Source organism: Acinetobacter sp. 797_lipA, assembly GCF_058243025.1.
Window position 1 is genome coordinate 1 of sequence record NZ_JBZAYQ010000001.1, and the last position, 18688, is coordinate 18688.

Genomic DNA, 18688 nt, shown 5'->3' on the forward strand with positions numbered 1-18688 from the left:
ATGCTTTGGACGGACTGCTTAACTCGCTTGCGACAAGAGCTATCTGGGAATGTCTTTACAATGTGGATACGCCCTTTAGTTGCAGAAGAGTTAAATGACACACTACGTCTTTATGCTCCCAATCCCTATTGGACACGTTACATTCAAGAACATCACCTAGAATTGATTACAATATTAGTGGAGCAGCTCTCTGAAGGGCGTGTACGTAAAGTTGAAATTTTAGTCGATTCACGCCCGGGTGCAATTTTATCTGCGAGTGAGCAACCTGCAACGACGACTGCAGCTTTAGAGTCTGCTCCAGCACCTGTTGTGCGTCCGAAAAAAGAAAAAGAAGAAGGGAATTCTAAAAACAGCCGTAAACGCCAGTTAAATCCTTTATTTTCCTTCTCACTTTTTGTGGAAGGTCGTTCAAACCAAATGGCTGCTGAAACGTGTCGTAAGGTTTTAACCCAGTTAGGTGCTTCTCAGCACAATCCCTTATTTTTATATGGCCCGACTGGTTTAGGTAAAACACACTTAATGCAAGCAGTGGGCAATGCCTTGTTGCAAGCCAAACCGAATGCACGTGTCATGTATATGACGGCAGAAAGCTTTGTTCAAGATTTTGTTAGTTCTTTACAACAAGGCAAAGTGGAAGAATTTAAAAAAAATTGCCGATCTTTAGATCTATTGTTGGTCGATGATATTCATTTGTTGGCGGGTAAAGAGGCGAGTTTAGTAGAGTTTTTCTATACTTTTAACGCACTTTTAGATGAATCTAAGCAAATTATTCTGACTTCAGATCGCTATCCAAAAGAATTAACGGAATTAGATCCACGTTTGGTTTCACGCTTTTCTTGGGGCTTGTCGGTTGGGGTTGAGCCACCAGATATTGAAACCCGTATTGAAATTTTGCTGAAAAAAGCAGAAAGTAATGATGTGGAATTACCACGAAACTGTGCGTTATTTATTGCGCAACAAGTGGTTGCAAACGTACGTGAATTGGAAGGTGCGCTGAATAAAGTGGTGGCCATTTCACGCTTTAAGGGTACCGCTATTGATTTGGATGTTGTGCGTGAGTCATTAAAAGACGTCTTGGCCATTCGTGCACGAACCATCAGTACTGAAAATATTCAACGTGTGGTGAGTGAGTACTTTAGAATTCCACTCAAAGAGTTGGTTGGGCCTAAACGGACCCGTATTTATGCTCGTCCACGCCAATTGGCAATGGGCTTGGCACGTGAGTTAACGGGAGACAGTTTCCCTGAAATTGGTATGGCCTTTGGCGGTCGAGATCACAGTACCGTCATGCATGCTTGTGAAAAAGTTTTAAGTCTGCGCGATGAAGATCCGATCTTCAATGAGGACTATAAAAACTTGCAACGCTTGCTGCAAAGTTAAGCAAAATTGCTCAAATTCTATTCTTGCAATGCGGCATGTTCTGCCGCATAGTACACTGCTAAAAACACATTTATTTATTATTTTATCTTCAGTTTTTCGAGGAATGTATCGTGCGTTTAAAAATCGCGAAAGAAAGCTTACTTAATGTTCTATCACATGTCGTAGGAGCGGTTGAACGTCGCCATACTTTAAACATTCTTTCAAATGTTAAAGTGCAAGTGAGCCAAGCATCGTTGACGATCACAGGTTCAGACTTAGAAGTTGAATTGGTTGCAAGTACCACGCTTGCGGAAGGGGCATGTTTACAAGCGGGTGAAACGACCGTTCCTGCACGTAAGCTGATGGATATTTGCAAATCTTTACCGACTGCAGCACTGATAGACTTACAAATTACTGAAGATCAACGTTGTATTTTAAAGTCTGGTAATAGCCGTTTTGTGTTGGGGACTTTACCCGCTGAAGATTACCCGTTATTGACCACAGAGAACACGCAAGGCACGCAAGTTGCGGTGACACAGCGTGAATTAAAGCGCCTATTTGAAAAAACTGCATTTGCTATGGCGGTGCAGGATGTGCGTTTTTATCTCACGGGAACCTTACTTGAAATTGATAATAATCAACTGCGTGCAGTGACCACAGACGGCCACCGTTTAGCTCTGTGTGAAACTGTTGCTAGCTCAAATGCGACTCAATTGATTCAAGCGATTGTTCCACGTAAAGCAGTGGGCGAATTACAACGTTTATTGAGCATTGAAGATGAACAATTGGCGTTGTTAATCGGTCGTGAACTATTGAATGTGACCATTTCTATTGCCAGTCGTGACAAAGAACAAGGGAATACCACGGTTCGTTTCACCACAAAACTGATTGACGGTAAATTCCCTGATTATCGCCGTGTGATTCCACGTGGTGGGGATAAAAATGTGTTAATTGCACATGATGTCTTTAAGCAATCTTTACAACGTGTTTCGATTTTAAGTAATGAAAAACTACGTGGTGTGTTCTTAAACTTTGCCGCAGACACTTTGCAGCTGCGTGCCAATAACCCAGAGCAAGACGAAGCCGTAGAGGATTTGGCGATTCAATATAATAATGCGCCAATGGAAATGTCTTTTAATGCCCAATACATCTTGGAAGTCTTAGGCGCATTGGATGGTGATGATGTGTCAATGACGATGACCGAAGCAAATCAATCGGTTCTAGTGCAAGATCCAGCTCATCAAGATCAGACCTATGTGGTCATGCCAATGCGTGTTTAAGCCCTAGGTTCAGGCATGCAAATCACGCGTTTAAACATCGAACGTGTTCGAAATCTCAGAACGGTTGCTCTCCATGGATTGCAACCGTTTAATGTTTTTTATGGACAAAATGGTTCAGGTAAAACCTCAATTTTAGAAGCCATTCATCTGTTGGCGACAGGACGTTCCTTTCGTACCCATATTCCGAAACACTATATTCAAACCGATACCCAAGACGCGATTGTCTTTGCCCAATCCTGTTCTGAAAAAATTGGGATGCAAAAGCTGTTGTCTGGTGAACAGCTCATCAAGGTCAATGGCGACAATATTGCCACTCAAGGTCAGTTGGCTAAAATTCTTCCTTTGCAACTGATTGATCCCCAAAGTACCGATATTATTGATCATGGTGCCAAGCCTAGACGGCAACTATTAGATTGGCTGATGTTCCACGTGGAACCTGAGTTTTATCATGCATGGCAATATTATTCACGGGCATTAAAACAGCGTAATAGTTTACTGAAAACACGACGGAATCTAAGTCTGACAGATTTGGAGCCGTGGAACAAAATGCTCAGTGACTATGGGGAAATGCTGCATTCGCAGCGCGTCAGCATTGTGGAGCAGTGGAAGGGCTTTTTTGAGCAAGATTTAAAACACCTGCTGCCAGATATCGAGGTTCAGTTAGAATATAGCCCTGGTTTTCATACCGAGTTAGGGCTATTGAATGACCTGCAAAGTCACCATCAAAAAGACCTTGAACGGCGCTATACCGAGTATGGTCCACACAAGGCTGATTTACGTTTAAAAACAAGCCTTGGCGATGCTGATGTCGTACTGTCACGTGGACAAAAAAAGCTGTTAATCATAGCCTTAAAACTGTCACAGATTGCAATGCTACATGCTTGTAATAAGGAAACTGTGGTATTATTAGATGATCTGACAGCAGAATTAGATTTAACAGCACAACAACGTTTAATTGAGCGATTGAGCCAACTGGGTAGTCAAGTTTTTATTACCACTTTAGAGTATGAATCAGTCAAAAATCACTTACATGATTTATCTATTTCTTATCAATTATTCTGTGTTGAAAACGGTCAAGTTCAAGTTGTCGCACAATGATTTTAGATTTTACCCATCACGGGATAGACCTATTTTTCGCTAGGGAGAAACCATGAGTTCAGAAGATCAACAAGCTGCTTCTCAAACGGAACAAACCACAGAAAAAGCTTATGATTCCTCTAGTATCAAAGTATTACGTGGATTGGACGCAGTACGTAAACGTCCGGGTATGTATATTGGTGATACGGATGATGGTTCAGGCTTACACCATATGGTGTTTGAGGTGGTGGATAATGCGATCGATGAGGCGCTTGCAGGTCACTGTGATGAAATTTTGGTGACGATTCACGAAGATGAATCTGTAAGCGTATCGGACAATGGGCGCGGTATTCCGACCGATATTCACCCTGAAGAAGGGGTTTCTGCCGCAGAAGTGATTTTAACCATTCTGCATGCAGGTGGTAAGTTCGATGACAATAGCTACAAGGTTTCAGGTGGTCTACACGGTGTGGGCGTATCGGTTGTAAATGCCTTGTCGCGTAAGTTGGAACTGACGATTCATCGTGCAGGCCATATTCATCAACAAGAATATAAACACGGTGATCCGGTTTACCCACTGACTGTTGTGGGGGATACGGATACCACAGGAACAACTGTCCGTTTTTGGCCAAGTGCTGAAACTTTTAGCCAAACCATTTTCAATGTCGATATTCTAGCGCGTCGTTTACGTGAATTGTCTTTCTTAAACGCGGGTGTGCGCATTGTTTTGCGTGACGAGCGTATTCATGCAGAACATGTGTTTGACTACGAAGGCGGTCTGTCTGAGTTTGTGAAATATATTAACCAAGGCAAAACCCATCTGAATGATATTTTCCATTTCACCGTACAGGCTGAAAATGGCATTGGTGTTGAAGTGGCGTTGCAGTGGAATGATACCTATCAGGAAAACGTACGTTGCTTTACCAACAACATTCCACAAAAAGATGGTGGAACGCATTTAGCGGGTTTCCGTGCGGCATTAACGCGTGGTCTAAACAGCTACATGGAAAACGAAAACTTACTCAAAAAAGAGAAAGTAGCGGTTTCTGGTGATGATGCACGTGAAGGTTTAACTGCGATTGTTTCAGTGAAAGTGCCTGATCCGAAATTCTCTTCACAAACCAAAGAAAAGTTGGTTTCAAGTGAAGTGAAACCTGCAGTTGAACAGGCAATGAACAAATCATTCTCTGAATATTTGCTTGAAAACCCACAAGCTGCAAAATCGATTGCTGGCAAAATCATTGATGCGGCACGTGCCCGTGATGCGGCACGTAAAGCGCGTGAAATGACACGCCGTAAAAGTGCGTTAGATATTGCAGGCTTACCAGGTAAGCTTGCGGATTGCCAAGAAAAAGATCCAGCATTGTCTGAATTGTATCTAGTCGAGGGTGATTCTGCGGGCGGTTCAGCTAAACAAGGCCGTAACCGTAAGATGCAAGCGATTTTACCGTTGAAAGGTAAAATCCTAAACGTAGAACGTGCGCGTTTTGACAAGATGATTTCATCTCAAGAAGTCGGCACCCTGATCACGGCATTGGGTTGTGGTATTGGTCGTGAAGAGTACAATCCGGACAAATTACGTTATCACAAAATCATCATCATGACCGATGCTGACGTGGATGGTTCGCACATTCGTACCCTATTGTTGACCTTCTTCTTCCGTCAAATGCCTGAACTGGTGGAACGTGGTTATATCTATATCGCTCAGCCACCACTGTATAAGCTGAAAAAAGGCAAGCAAGAGCAGTATCTTAAAGATAATGATGCGCTTGAAACCTATTTAATTTCAAACGCGATTGATGAGCTTGAATTGCATATCAGTGATGCTGCACCTGCAATCCGTGGTGAAGCCTTGGCGAATGTGATTGCGGACTATCAAACGTCTCAGAAGAGCTTACAGCGTTTAACTGTACGTTATCCTGCCAGTGTCTTAGATGCGTTGATTTCCGTTGAAGGCTTTAAGCTTGATCAAAACCATGACCGAGCTTATGTCGAGCAGTGGGCTGAACAAGTGCGCAGTGCTGTGGCAGAGATTCAACCGAGCTTGCGTCCTGAGTTAAGCTTAGAAACGTTTGAAAAAGAACTGGCAGATGGTCAAAAGATCGAGACTTACTTACCTCGTATCACCATCTATGTACACAATCTGCCACATAGCTATTTATTAGATGCAGGCTTATTGGGTTCTGGTGAATATGCACGTTTGTTGAAGAATTCCAAGAGTTGGTTCACGTTGTTGGAAGATGGTGCTTACCTACAAAAAGGTGATCGCAAGATTGCAGTCACTAACTTCCATCAGGTATGGCAGCATATTTTGTCTGATTCACGTCGTGGCATGATGATTCAACGCTATAAAGGGTTGGGTGAGATGAATGCGGACCAGCTTTGGGAAACCACCATGGATCCTGAAAACCGTAACATGTTGCAAGTTACCATTCAGGATGCGATTGAAGCCGATCGTATGTTCTCTTGTTTGATGGGTGACGATGTGGAACCACGTCGTGCATTCATTGAGGAAAATGCATTGAATGCGGACATTGATGCCTAAGCGCTTTACAAAATAAGCCAAAAAAGCACCCTACGGGGTGCTTTTTTTACAGCATTTTTTATGATTTTGAATAAAATATAAGCAATGCACACTGTTATTAAACTGACTTATAGCGATGTCATGATGTGAGTATCAAGTCTTTTGCACAGTGAAAATGTGAGGTCATTATGATGGATAACCAACTAGAACAAGTACGCGACATTTGGGTGAATGCATTTTTTACGGGCAATTATGAAGTTTTAGCTCAATATGAAGATGAGCATTTTAAAGTGGTCTATGAGCAAGCTGATCGTGTAGAGAGTAACTATACGCGTTATGAAAAGATCGCACATGCTGTGAAAAATGGCGTTTGGAAACCTCAAAAACCCGACGTCGAATTTGAAGAATTTGAGTTTAACCGTGACCAAACACACTGTCAGGTCTTGATCGGTTTGGTTGAAAATCGCCAACAAATCCAAGAAACATGGGTCTTCGATCAGGGATGGAAAATACAAGAATTACGTTTTTTAAAGGCGCAAAGAGTCGTATTAAATTAAGGAAAAAGAGCGCAAAAAAGAGGATGGATTTGCCTAAAACAACTGAATAAATAAACAACATTAGCCTGTGGATAAATAAAAATAGCACTTTATATCAGTTACTAAAATACGTATAATTTTATCCACAGTTGTTTCAAGTGTGGTTTTTAAATTTAAAACCATACGTTATTTTTTAAATTTAAATCGGATCTTTTAAATTTATTCCCTCTTTTTAAATTCAAAACTTGTTGTGTTGAAAGGTGCATGTCTGCACATGATGGATATTCGCTGTCTGTTGTGAAGGTTGTATTTGGCTTTAAGCTGTGAAATGCATGGAAATAGGGCTGTATATAGTTGAATATTCAATTAATTAAGCTAAATTAAATAATCTAATTTTTTGCTTTTTAAGAATATCTAAACAATAAAAATCAATCAATTTATCGCTTTATTTATTAAGAAATAATTTTAATTTCAATCACTTATGATTTCTTAAAATGCTCAGACTATGTGGGTGCATGTCCTATTGAGTTATATGCATAGACCGAAAAGGCACGTTTTTCGAGATCGATTGGTGTTGCAGCAAAGTAAATCAATCAAAATGGTTAAGACATAAAAATGCCCGCCATGCATAAACAGAGCGGGCAGGGTGTATGAGGAAAGATTATTCGTTTTCGAATGAGCTTTCGAGCTCTTCAAGTTCCATCATCAGCTCTAGCATTTGTTCTTCAGCTTCACTGACTTGGTTTTTAAGCTCGGTTTGCTCATTCATCAGTTTCATGAGTTCATCTTTGCGTGCAGCGTCATATAGGCCAGCATCACCGAGTAAACTTTCAATGTCGAGTAAACGTGGCTGGTGTTTTGCCAGTAGGCTTTCACATTTTTCGATATTTTTACGAATAGGACGCGTTTGTTCACGGCGCTGTGCAGCTAATTTACGCTGCGCTTCTTTATCAACCTTTGAAACGATGGTTTTTTGAGTGCTGACTTTAGACACGATCGGCGCTACGATTCCGCCTTGTTTAATCATTTCTAGGCGAGCTTGGCGTAACCAGTTGGCATAATCGTGTAGATCGCCTTCAAATTCGGTCGATTTTCCAGCATGGACTAAAATGAGGTCATCGCACACGCTGGCAATCAGTTGGCGTTCGTGTGAAACCAAGACCACAGCACCTTCATAGTCTTGTAAAGCCATGGTCAGGGCATGGCGCATATCTAAGTCTAAATGGTTGGTCGGTTCATCTAGAATCAACACATTGGGACGTAACCATACGATTAAAGCCAATGCCAAACGCGCACGCTCACCGCCAGAGAAGCTCTCGCAAGGGGTATCCATTCGCTCGCCACTAAAGCCGAAACTGCCTAAAAAGGCACGTAAGGTCGCTTCACTGATTTTTTTATCTGCAATCCGTGCCAATTGCAGCATTGGGCTGGCTGATTCATCCAGTGAGTCCATTTGATGCTGTGCAAAATAGCCAATATTCAGCAGTTCCGAGGCTTTGCGTTGTCCTGCCAATAAAGGTAAATCACCGACCAAGGATTTGATTAAGGTTGATTTACCAGCACCATTCATCCCCAATAAGCCAATCCGGCTCGTCGGGGTGATTTGTATGTTGATATTGGTGGCAATCAGTTTGTCGCCATAACCAATATCAGCCTGTTCTAAAGTGAGCAGTGGTGAACTCATTTTGGTGGGTTCACGGAAGCTAAAGGTAAATGGGGTATCGACATGTGCAGGAGCAAGCAGCTGCATCCGTTCCAATTGTTTAATTCGGCTTTGTGCCTGACGTGCTTTAGTGGCTTGGGCTTTAAAACGGTCAATATATTTTTGAATATGCGCCCGTGTTTCGAGCTGCTTTTCATAGGCTTGTTGTTGTTGTGCTAAACGTTCAGCACGAGTGGTTTCAAAGGTGGAATAGTTGCCGCTATAGAGGGTGAGTTCTTGATTTTCGATATGTAAAATACGGTTGGTAATGGCATCTAAGAAATCACGGTCATGCGAAATTAAAATCAGGGTGCCCGTATAGGCATTTAACCAATCTTCTAACCATAAAATAGCATCGAGATCTAAGTGGTTGGTCGGTTCATCAAGTAATAATAGATCCGAACGGCTCATCAAAGTACGCGCTAAGTTTAAACGCATTCGCCATCCACCAGAGAAACTCGAAACCAAGAGTTGATTTTGGTGTTCCATAAAACCCAGACCAGCCATAAGCTGAGCGGCTTTAGCGGGTGCGGAATAACCGTTAATTTCGTCGAATCGGCCATGTAAATCAGCCAGTTCAGTGTCAGTTAACTGTTCAGGATGGTTGAGCTGTTGTTGAATGTTCCAATATTCTTCATCACCGGTCAGGACGAAATCAATTGCAGCCATATCTAAGGCTTTCACTTCCTGTGCCATGTGTGCCACTGTCCATACGGCAGGGCGGCTCAGGGTGCCATCATCAGGACCGATTGAGCCTAAAAGTGCAGCAAACAGGGTTGATTTTCCAGCACCGTTGACACCGGTGAGACCAACTTTCCAACCTGGATGGATTTGCATGGAGGCTTTTTGAAATAACACTCGTCCACCACGGCGCAATGAAACTTGATCAAGCTGAATCATGGAACTATCAAATATCAGAAAAAGGTGCGCCTATTCTAATGGATGCGTCAGCAAAAGACTAAACATTCAAAATTTATCTGAACTGAAATCTTGAATAGCTGCTTTTAAGGGGAGGATGAAGCCATTTGACCTTTGGTCGGAAAGCTAAAAATTGACCTTTTTTGACCTATATTGAGGAATAGCACACAGATATATTTTCCCAGTAAAACAAAAATATGAAGGGATAATAATGAAAAGAAAAGGATTTTTTATTTTATCGACGCTAGCACTGTGCGGCTTCTCAAGTATGGTACAGGCGAAGCAGCAGGTGTGTGTCTTTGATTTACTGGGTAAAGCAGGGGAGTCTTATAAATTCTTAGAAGAATGGGCTTTGGTCAGTAAAAAATGGGGTGCACAAGTACAGTTGATTTCGTTTCAGGACGAAGACTTGGTCGATAAAGCCTTTCAAAATGATAAATGCGATGCGGTGTATATGACCTCAATGCGCGCGCGCACCTATAACAAGTTCGCAGGTTCGATTGATGCCTTAGGTGGAGTATCAAGCAATAAAATTGCACAAAAGGCCGTGGAATATGTACTCGATCCTCGTAATACCAAGCGCATGACCACCACATTACAAGGTGAAAACTATGAAGTGGCAGGCATTGGCTTGATTGGTTCAGCTTATATTTTTGTCAAAGACCGAAATTTGAATACTATTGAGAAAGCGCAAGGTAAAAAATTTGCCATCCTGCATTATGACCGTGCACAACGGGTGATGGTAGAGCGGGTAGGGGCTGTTCCTGTGATGTCGGATATTTCCAACTTTATAAAAAAGTTTAATACAGGTGAAGTGGATGTGGTTGCTGCACCTGCTTATGCGTATAAACCCTTAGAAATTGAAAAAGGTCTAGGCGCTAAAGGGGCTATGCTTAATTTTCCCGTGGTCAATGTCACTGCAGATTTAATTGTCAGACCCGAGCGTTTTCCTGCCCAATTTGGCGAGCAATCGCGACAATGGTTTTTACAAAAAATCCCGCAATCCTTTGCCATGGTGCAGCGACTTGAAGCTGCCATTCCCAGTAAAATCAAAATGCAGCTCAGCAAAGAAGACAAAGAAAAATATCAGCGCTTGCTACGGGAAGGGCGCATTGATTTAACCAAACAAGGGGTCTATGACCCAGGCATGATGCGCGTGCTTAAAAAAGCCCGTTGTACGGTTGAACGTACCAATTTTGAATGTTCATTGGGCGGTGAATAAGGCGAAAATCTGTATTTCTTTGTAATATTAAGCATCATTCATGTAAAACGGCTGATGCAGGATTTTTATTTTAATATGATGAATTTAAAATGCTTTTACTAATCCTTTGAAAAGAAAAATGAGAGAAAAGAAAAAAATTTGCCCAATTGACAGTAATTTTTGAGTAAATGCTCTATTTTTTTAATTTTAACTTGCTTAATATTTTGCATGTGTATGGACACCTGTCAAACAACAAAACGAACAAGGACACAAGAATGAAAAAATTAACCCTCGCACTCGCTGCTTTTTCTGCTTTGGGTGTAGCGTCGACAGCACAAGCGGCCAAAGTGGACATCTGTGTATTTGACTTGCTTGGCAAATCTGGTGAGTCCTATCAAATGGCGCAAGAATGGGCTTTGGCGGCAAAAGGCTGGGGGGCTGAAATCAATTTAATCCCTCGTCAGGATGAAGCCGTTGCCGACAATGACTTTAAAGCAGGCAAGTGTGATGGCGTGTTTATGACTGCTATGCGTGCACGCCAGTACAATAAATTTGTCGGTTCTATTGATGCATTGGGTGGTGCTCCAAGCAATGCCATTGCACAACGTGCGATTACTTTTGCATTGGATCAGCGTAATGCGACCAAAATGGTGAGCAATCTTGGGGGTAAAAAATATGAAGTGGCAGGGATTGCACCTTTAGGTTCAGCTTTTATTTTTGTGCGCGATAAAAGTATTAATTCCATTGAAAAAGCGGCAGGTAAAAAGTTTGCAGTCTTGGGCTATGACGATGCCCAAAAAATCATGGTACAACGCGTCGGTGCGCAAGCAGTGATTTCCGATGTGTCTAACTTTGTGGCGAAGTTTAATAATGGTCAAGTTGATATGGTCGGCGCACCGGCTTATGCTTATAAACCCCTAGAAATTTATAAAGGTTTAGGCACGAACGGCGCCATGTTTAACTTCCCTGTACTACAAGTGACAGCTGACTTTGTGATTCGTCCAGATCAATTTCCAGCAGGCTTTGGACAAAAATCACGCGATTGGTTTGTGAAAAACCTACCGAAAAGCATCGCAATGATTGGTCGTTTAGAAGCAGGCATTCCTGCAAAATACAAAATGAACCTCACAGCAGAAGACAAAACCAAATATCAAAAAATGCTGCGCGATGGTCGGATGGATATGACCAAACGAGGCATTTATGATCCAGCAATGATGTCGGTGTTGAAAAAAGCCCGTTGCTCGGTGGATAAAGCCAACTTTGAATGCTCACTGGGCGGTGAGTAATTTGCCGAGTGTAATCAAAGAAAGCTCAGTTTAATTGGGCTTTCTTTTTTTGCTTTTAATCGACAGATTTAAATCGATTTGACGCAACTAATTTGTATAGCGCGTAGGAAATGAGTGGTTTTGAACCGAGTGAAGTGTCAGTCGGGGCATTAAAAAATAACAAAGAGCACAAGTGAATGGCTCATCACAATAAACAACAATAAGTCAAAAGGAAGATGCATGAAACAGTGGATGAAAGGCCTCAGTGTCGGGACATTAGTCATTTCTGCAACAGCGATGGCACAGGCCAAACAAGTGGTTTGTGTATTCGACTTGGTCGGTAAAAATGGTGATGTATATAGCTTGATGAAAGATTATCAGTTGGCGGCTAAAAACTGGGGCGCGGATATTGAACTGCGGGTCGGACAAAACGAAGCCGTGATTGCTGAGGATTTTAAAGCAGGAAAATGCGATGCCATTAGTGTTACAGGCATGCGTGGGCGTCAATTTAATTCGTTTACAGGCTCACTCGACGCGATTGGTGCGATTCCCGATCTCAATTTAGCGGTTAAAGTGATGCAAGGCTTGGCTAGCCCCACTTTTGCTAAACATATGGTCAATGGTAAGTACGAGGTCGCAGGTGTGATTCCTGTGGGGGATGCCTTTTTATTGGTGAATGACCGTAGCATCAATACCGTAGCGAAAGCCGCAGGCAAGAAAATTGCGGTTTTAGACTATGACCAAGCGCAAAAAGTCATGGTTCAACAAATTGGTGCGCAAGCTGTGAGTGCCGATGTCACGAACTTTGGTGCAAAGTTCAATAACGGTCAAGTCGATATTATTGGTGCGCCTGCTGCGGTTTTTAAGCCGTTGGAATTACATAAAGGCTTGGGGACGAAAGGGGCGATTGTGAATTATCCGATTTTACAGGTCACAGGTAATATCATTATTCGTCCAGATAAATTCCCTGCAGGTTATGGACAAAAATCACGGGAATGGGTCAAAGGCCAGCTGCCGCGTGCATTCGGTATCTTGGGTAAAATGAAAGCTGAAATTCCGCAAAAATATTGGATGCAGGTGCCCGCAGCAGATCAACCCGGTTATCAAAAGATGATGCGGGAAGCACGAATTGATCTCACCAACCGCGGTATTTACGATAAGCGAATGATGAAACTGTTATGGCAATTCCGTTGTAAGCAAGCGGCGAAAAACTTTGAATGTGGACTGCAGGATGAGAATTACAAACAATCTTGAGAAAATTAGTCTGATTTGACTTTAAATATTCAAATAGGGACCATATATTGAGTATGCTATACTCGAAATATGGTCTTTTTGATTTGAAAGACAGCTGAACCGAACTGAGGAATCTAAGATGAATGCCCAAGCACTTGAACTAAGCGACAATGCCGCAAATAAAGTACGTCAATTACGTGACAGTGAAGGGAATCAAGATTTAATGCTTCGTGTATATGTCACGGGCGGTGGTTGTTCAGGTTTTTCTTATGGTTTTAACTTTGCTGAAAACCAAAATGAAGACGACGCAGAATTTATCAATGGTGATGTGAAAATGTTGGTTGACTCATTGAGTTATCAATATTTGGTCGGTTCAGTGGTGGATTATATTGAAGGTTTAGAAGGTTCACGTTTCATCGTGCAAAACCCAAATGCAACAACGACCTGTGGTTGTGGTTCATCTTTCTCGATCTAAACCTGATCTGATTAAAAAAGCCCTCATGATGAGGGCTTTTTTATGTGTAAACATTCGCTTTCAATCGAGTTTAATCGCATCGAGTAAGTCAAAAATAATCGTGGTGACATCTTGGCTTAAGTCACGGTTATTAAAAACTTCATAGGCAGTAATGGTGACATCGGTGTCACTAGGTAACAGTTTCTGTTCTTCTTCAATCAAGTCATTGATCGGTAAAAGCGTCTGTTTCACTTCCAGATGTAAAACATCCTTAAACTCTAAATTTTCATCTTCAAGTTCTAACAGCTGCTCGTTAAAATAGGGCAATAGAATAGAATGGAGATAAGGTTGAATCTCAACAATATCAAAGATTTCGATATCACGAGTTTCTTCAATCGTACTGATGTGGTCATTTACTTCGATTAAGATATGGTAGTAACTCACATTCGTCTCCAAAGCTTCTAGTGGATATTCAATTATTTACAATAACACGAACCCGAGTCAAGATGTGCTGTGATTGTATTTCATACACATATTAAAATTAGGGGATTTTTTTAGTAATTCATCATTTCAACGGGCATTAAACAATGCAATATCGGCACTTTGTAAACGGAAATGCTGCATATCTTGCTCTTCTAGCATTGGGTACATCAGGGCTTTCGGATCATTATGATGTTTCATTCCGAGGGCATGGCCAAATTCATGCGCTAAAGTCAGACGTAAGTCTTCTTTGGACTCAAACTCATAAATATGAATTTCACGCCCATTGAACAGTCCTTTATCAAATAGACGGGGTTGGAAGCGTTGGTTGAACTGGTCGATGGCCCGATTATGGCCTTGATCTAAGCGGTTCAGTTCATCTACCTTTTGATTGTAGGCATTCACTTGCAGGTTAAAGCTGGCAATTTGTTGGTCTAAAACGTGTTGCTGTTGGCGCAGCTGCGCCAAACTCTGTTGTACAGCCGCCTGCTGCGAAGCAGGGACTCCGCCGTGCTGGTTATACTGACGGATCATGGCATTATAGTTTTGGCTAAGTTCCTGTAGACTCTGTTTTTGCACATCTAAAGCCCCTGAGTGACGTGCCAGATTTTGTTGCATGGCTTTGAGTTCAGTATTCTTCTGACTCAGCCCTTGTTCATTTTGTGTCAGTTTAGACAGTTGATCACGGCGTTGTACCGACTCATCTTGACGCTGGTCATAAATGAGTCGAATACTGAGCCGAGCATTGGGGTCATAGACAAAGTAGTCTTGGCCCAAACCTTGTTTCCAAATATCCGTGGCTTGCTGGCTAATGTACTTTAACTCATGTTCACTAAGACCAAAACGTGGATCGACTTCCGCAATACGATAGCGAATACGCTGATCGAAAGGATGGGTGAGCCGATCCAGCAGTGGATTGAGACGCAGCTGGGGCTGTTGTATATTTTGATACAGAATGAACCCTAAAAAGCCCAGTAAAGCAAACAAGAGACTTTGACGCATATTTCTTCATATATCTTTATTTTTAGCTACTTTAGCGTAAAAAATACCTTTGCAACATAAAAAATGCGTCTTCTCTGGGGGCTTAAATTATCCCCAGTGCTGTTAGACTTTGTTTGACCAGTTGCTCACGCACGCTGGCTGAAATTCCTGTTTTCATCTGCATATTCAAAGCAAAATACACTTTTTCACCTGTTGCTGTTTCGACCCAGCCTGTCCACCAGCCCACTTGCGGTTCTAGGTCCATGCCCCAACCAGATTTGGCGTAGAGTTTATAATTCGGTTTTTGTTCAATCAGCAACATGTCTTGTACGGTATGTTGCACATCTGGCTCAAAAGCGAGTTGTGTATTGGCCAGCTTCTCTACAAAAAGGACTTCTTGAACAGGCGTAATTTGCAGTGGACCGACTAACCAAAAATTATCGACAACGGTGCCAATCTGTTGATTGCCATATCCAATGCGCTGTACTTCTTTTTGCATCAGGTCTAGACCAATGCGCCGTGCAAGCTCCTGATAAACGGGAACAGCAGATGCTTGCATGGCTTGCCCTAAAGTCATGTCTTTTTCCCAGGCAGGGAAACTACGCTTTTGACCATCCCATTTAAACACCTCAGTGCTGGTTGCTTTACCATGTTCTAGTCCGATTAAGGCATTCAGCATTTTAAAGGTAGAGGCGGGTACATAGGCTGTCTGAGCACGGCTCAAGTCATTGCCGTAGCTGCGTAAGCCATGCTTATCCTTAATGACAATCACCCCCGTGGTTTGGAGTTGATCGAAGGCTTGTTGGATCTGCTGCTGCGCGCTTTGCTGCTGTTGGTTTTTAGCTGTTTCTACGGAGGGGGTTATTGTGGTACATGCAGAACCGAAGGTTGTAATGAGGGCGATGAGTCCAAATTGTAAAGTTTTCATGGTGGCTAAGATCTAAATTTTTTATCAGCCTAATGTAAAAGTAGAAAGTGAAACAACAATATTTAGGTAATAAAAAACCGCGCTTTCGCGCGGTTTTTTATTAAAGAGACAAATTATTTTTTGTCATCTTTTACTTCAGTGAACTCAGCATCTACAACGCCATCGTCCGCTTTCTGTTGTTGACCAGCGTCACCACCGAATGCATTCGGGTCGAAACCTTCAGCACCGCCTTGACCTTGCGCAGCTTCATAAGCACGTTGCGTGATCGGCATGATGATGTTTTGAAGTGCTTCAGTTTTCGCTTTGATGTCTTCTACATCATTTTCTTTAGTCGAAGTTTCAAGCTCAGCGACTGCAGTTTCAATGGCAGTTTTTTCATCGCTTGTTACTTGCTCGCCTAGATCTTTCACTGCTTTTTGAGCAGAAGATACTAATGCATCCGCTTCGTTACGTGCTTTCGCAAGTTCTTCGAACTTACGGTCTTCTTCAGCATTCGCTTCAGCATCTTTGATCATTGCTTCGATTTCAGCATCAGACAAACCTGAGTTTGCTTTAATCTGGATGGATTGCTCTTTGCCAGTACTCTTATCTTTAGCCGATACTTTTAAGATACCGTCAGCGTTAATGTCGAACGATACTTCAATTTGTGGCACACCACGTGGAGCAGGTGGAATGTCGCCCAATTGGAAGTTACCCAACAATTTGTTTTGCTGTGCCATTTTACGTTCACCTTGGAACACAGAAATGTCTACAGCAGGTTGGTTGTCCGCAGCAGTTGAGAACACTTGAGATTTCTTCGCAGGAATCGTGGTGTTTTTCTCAATAATTGCTGTTAACACGCCACCCATGGTTTCAATACCAAGTGTCAACGGAGTAACGTCAAGTAAAAGTACGTCAGTTTTGTCACCAGACAATACCGCACCTTGAATCGCAGCACCCATTGCTACCGCTTCGTCAGGGTTTACGTCTTTACGTGGTTCACGACCGAAGAACTCTTGTACTTTTTGTTGTACAAGTGGCATACGAGACTGACCACCCACCAAGATCACATCAGAAATCTCAGAAGTTGAAAGACCTGCATCTTTAAGTGCAATACGGCAAGGTTCGATTGTACGTTCAACCAAATCAGCCACTAAACCTTCAAGTTTTGCACGCGTTACGTTGATCACTAAGTGTTTAGGACCAGTTGCGTCCGCCGTGATGTACGGAAGGTTAATTTCAGTTGCATTTGACGAAGAAAGCTCGATTTTTGCTTTTTCAGCTGCTTCTTTCAAACGTTGTAATGCAAGTGGATCTTGTTTCAAGTTGAAGTTTTGTTCTTTCTTGAACTCTTCAACCAAGAACTCGATTAACGCGTTATCGAAGTCTTCACCGCCAAGGAAGGTATCACCGTTAGTCGACAATACTTCAATTTGTTGGTCGCCATCCAAGTCAGCGATTTCAATGATAGATACGTCAAAAGTACCGCCACCTAAGTCATAAACTGCGATTTTACGGTCGCCTTCTTTTTTGTCCATACCGAACGCAAGTGCAGCAGCCGTTGGTTCGTTGATGATACGTTTAACTTCTAAACCTGCGATTTTACCCGCATCTTTAGTTGCTTGACGCTGCGCATCGTTAAAGTAAGCAGGAACCGTAATCACGGCTTCAGTAACCGTTTCACCTAAGTAATCTTCTGCTGTTTTCTTCATCTTTTTCAAGATTTCAGCAGAGATTTGTTGTGGTGCAAGTTTCTTGTCGTTTACTTCAACCCAAGCATCACCATTGTCAGCTTTGATGATTTTGTAAGGGACAAGACCGATGTCCTTTTGAACCGCTTGGTCTTGATACTTACGACCGATCAAGCGTTTGATTGCGAATAATGTGTTTTTAGGGTTAGTCACTGCTTGACGTTTTGCAGACTGACCCACCAAGATTTCGCCATCTTTATACGCAATAATCGATGGTGTTGTACGTGCACCTTCAGCGTTGTCGATCACTTTAACTTTGTCGCCTTCAAGTACAGCGACGCAAGAGTTTGTTGTACCTAAGTCAATACCAATGATTTTAGCCATTTGGATGATTCCTCAAAAATTTTTGCAATGTTTTTGCTTGTTATTCGATATGAGAGCCGTTCAATTTTTTTCAAGTGATAATCAAGAAAAAATTTTACAAACTCTCGAATTTATAGAGTTTATGCGCCAACCATGACCATTGCTGGACGAAGCAAACGACCATTTAAGGTATAACCTTTTTGTAATACCGTTCCGATCTCGTTGGCTTTCGCATTTGGATCAATCCCGACTGCTTGATGCAAGTCCGCATTGAAACCATTTGCTGTATCAACTGCGACCACACCAAATTTTTCCAGTGCAGTCAGTAACGATTTCAACGTCAGTTCCACACCTTCAAACATTGGTGTTTTTTCCTCACCCGATGCGCTAAGGGCACGTTCTAAATTATCCACTGAGTCCAGTAACTCTTTTGCGAATTTTTCGAGAACGGTGTCTTTATGCTTCTCTGATTCACGTTGAATACGCTCTACACTTTTTTGTGCTTCGTATACAGCATTTGCAGTGCGGGCTTTTTCAAGCTTTAAGCTTTCTTCAAGATTGGTAATTTGAGCTTGTAAATCCTCAACTGAAACTTCAGCTTGCTCCGTTTCAGCTTGAGTTTGCGCTGTTTGTGAATCCGCTTGCTCTTGCCCTAGATCTTGAGCTTCTTGATTGTGCTCAGTCGCCATTGATTTACTCCGTTTAAATGGGTTCTTA

At 42.2% G+C, this 18688-nt stretch carries 15 protein-coding genes; 9 read left to right on the forward strand and 6 right to left on the reverse strand.

What is annotated here, in order from left to right; translation table 11 throughout:
- The 5 genes from dnaA to AC4CU2_RS00025 all read left to right on the forward strand — a co-directional run.
- Positions 1-1380 (forward strand): chromosomal replication initiator protein DnaA (gene dnaA, locus AC4CU2_RS00005; protein ID WP_004697428.1); only part of this gene is annotated, 1380 nt, incomplete at its 5' end.
- A gap of 110 nt (positions 1381-1490) precedes the next feature.
- The gene (gene dnaN / locus AC4CU2_RS00010) at positions 1491-2639 is read left to right on the forward strand and encodes a DNA polymerase III subunit beta (RefSeq protein WP_490768126.1); all 1149 of its coding nucleotides are present in this window, start codon (positions 1491-1493) and stop codon (positions 2637-2639) included.
- A 15-nt stretch (positions 2640-2654) separates the two neighbouring features.
- Entirely contained in the window at positions 2655-3737 is a 1083-nt protein-coding gene (gene recF / locus AC4CU2_RS00015; protein ID WP_094148784.1) for a DNA replication/repair protein RecF, read from the forward strand.
- Positions 3738-3789: 52 nt separating this feature from the next.
- Complete coding sequence (gene gyrB, locus AC4CU2_RS00020; RefSeq protein WP_004697421.1) at positions 3790-6261, forward strand: DNA topoisomerase (ATP-hydrolyzing) subunit B; 2472 nt, start codon at positions 3790-3792, stop codon at positions 6259-6261.
- A 167-nt stretch (positions 6262-6428) separates the two neighbouring features.
- Complete coding sequence (locus tag AC4CU2_RS00025) at positions 6429-6797, forward strand: hypothetical protein (RefSeq protein WP_490768127.1); 369 nt, start codon at positions 6429-6431, stop codon at positions 6795-6797.
- Between the two features lie 640 nt (positions 6798-7437).
- On the opposite strand, the gene AC4CU2_RS00030 is transcribed toward AC4CU2_RS00025, so the two are convergent.
- Positions 7438-9378, reverse strand: coding sequence for an ATP-binding cassette domain-containing protein (locus AC4CU2_RS00030; RefSeq protein WP_005401769.1), 1941 nt, complete (start codon positions 9376-9378; stop codon positions 7438-7440).
- 229 nt (positions 9379-9607) lie between these two features.
- Here AC4CU2_RS00030 and AC4CU2_RS00035 point away from each other — a divergent pair, with 229 nt between their 5' ends.
- The 4 genes from AC4CU2_RS00035 (at position 9608) to erpA (ending at position 13570) form a co-directional block, all read left to right on the forward strand.
- A complete protein-coding gene (locus AC4CU2_RS00035; protein WP_279741216.1) occupies positions 9608-10618 on the forward strand; it encodes a putative solute-binding protein in 1011 nt (336 codons plus the stop codon).
- A gap of 254 nt (positions 10619-10872) precedes the next feature.
- Complete coding sequence (locus AC4CU2_RS00040) at positions 10873-11883, forward strand: putative solute-binding protein (protein WP_078390106.1); 1011 nt, start codon at positions 10873-10875, stop codon at positions 11881-11883.
- 231 nt (positions 11884-12114) lie between these two features.
- Positions 12115-13116, forward strand: coding sequence for a putative solute-binding protein (locus AC4CU2_RS00045; RefSeq protein ID WP_171263906.1), 1002 nt, complete (start codon positions 12115-12117; stop codon positions 13114-13116).
- 118 nt (positions 13117-13234) lie between these two features.
- Complete coding sequence (gene erpA, locus AC4CU2_RS00050) at positions 13235-13570, forward strand: iron-sulfur cluster insertion protein ErpA (RefSeq protein WP_004697409.1); 336 nt, start codon at positions 13235-13237, stop codon at positions 13568-13570.
- Between the two features lie 60 nt (positions 13571-13630).
- Here erpA and AC4CU2_RS00055 read toward each other — a convergent pair whose 3' ends face one another.
- The 5 genes from AC4CU2_RS00055 to grpE all read right to left on the reverse strand — a co-directional run bounded on the left by AC4CU2_RS00055 (position 13631) and on the right by grpE (position 18660).
- Positions 13631-14005: a hypothetical protein gene (locus AC4CU2_RS00055; RefSeq protein WP_005401765.1), complete on the reverse strand. Its 375-nt coding sequence runs from the start codon at positions 14003-14005 to the stop codon at positions 13631-13633.
- A 114-nt stretch (positions 14006-14119) separates the two neighbouring features.
- A complete protein-coding gene (locus tag AC4CU2_RS00060) occupies positions 14120-15031 on the reverse strand; it encodes a matrixin family metalloprotease (RefSeq protein WP_490768128.1) in 912 nt (303 codons plus the stop codon).
- Positions 15032-15113: 82 nt separating this feature from the next.
- Positions 15114-15938 carry an OXA-211 family carbapenem-hydrolyzing class D beta-lactamase gene (blaOXA, locus tag AC4CU2_RS00065; protein WP_490768129.1) on the reverse strand — a complete coding sequence of 275 codons (825 nt, stop codon included), beginning with the start codon at positions 15936-15938 and terminating at the stop codon, positions 15114-15116.
- Between the two features lie 113 nt (positions 15939-16051).
- Positions 16052-17992 carry a molecular chaperone DnaK gene (dnaK, locus tag AC4CU2_RS00070; RefSeq protein ID WP_078426542.1) on the reverse strand — a complete coding sequence of 647 codons (1941 nt, stop codon included), beginning with the start codon at positions 17990-17992 and terminating at the stop codon, positions 16052-16054.
- A gap of 119 nt (positions 17993-18111) precedes the next feature.
- Complete coding sequence (grpE, locus tag AC4CU2_RS00075; protein WP_348924725.1) at positions 18112-18660, reverse strand: nucleotide exchange factor GrpE; 549 nt, start codon at positions 18658-18660, stop codon at positions 18112-18114.
- Positions 18661-18688 lie beyond the last annotated feature (28 nt).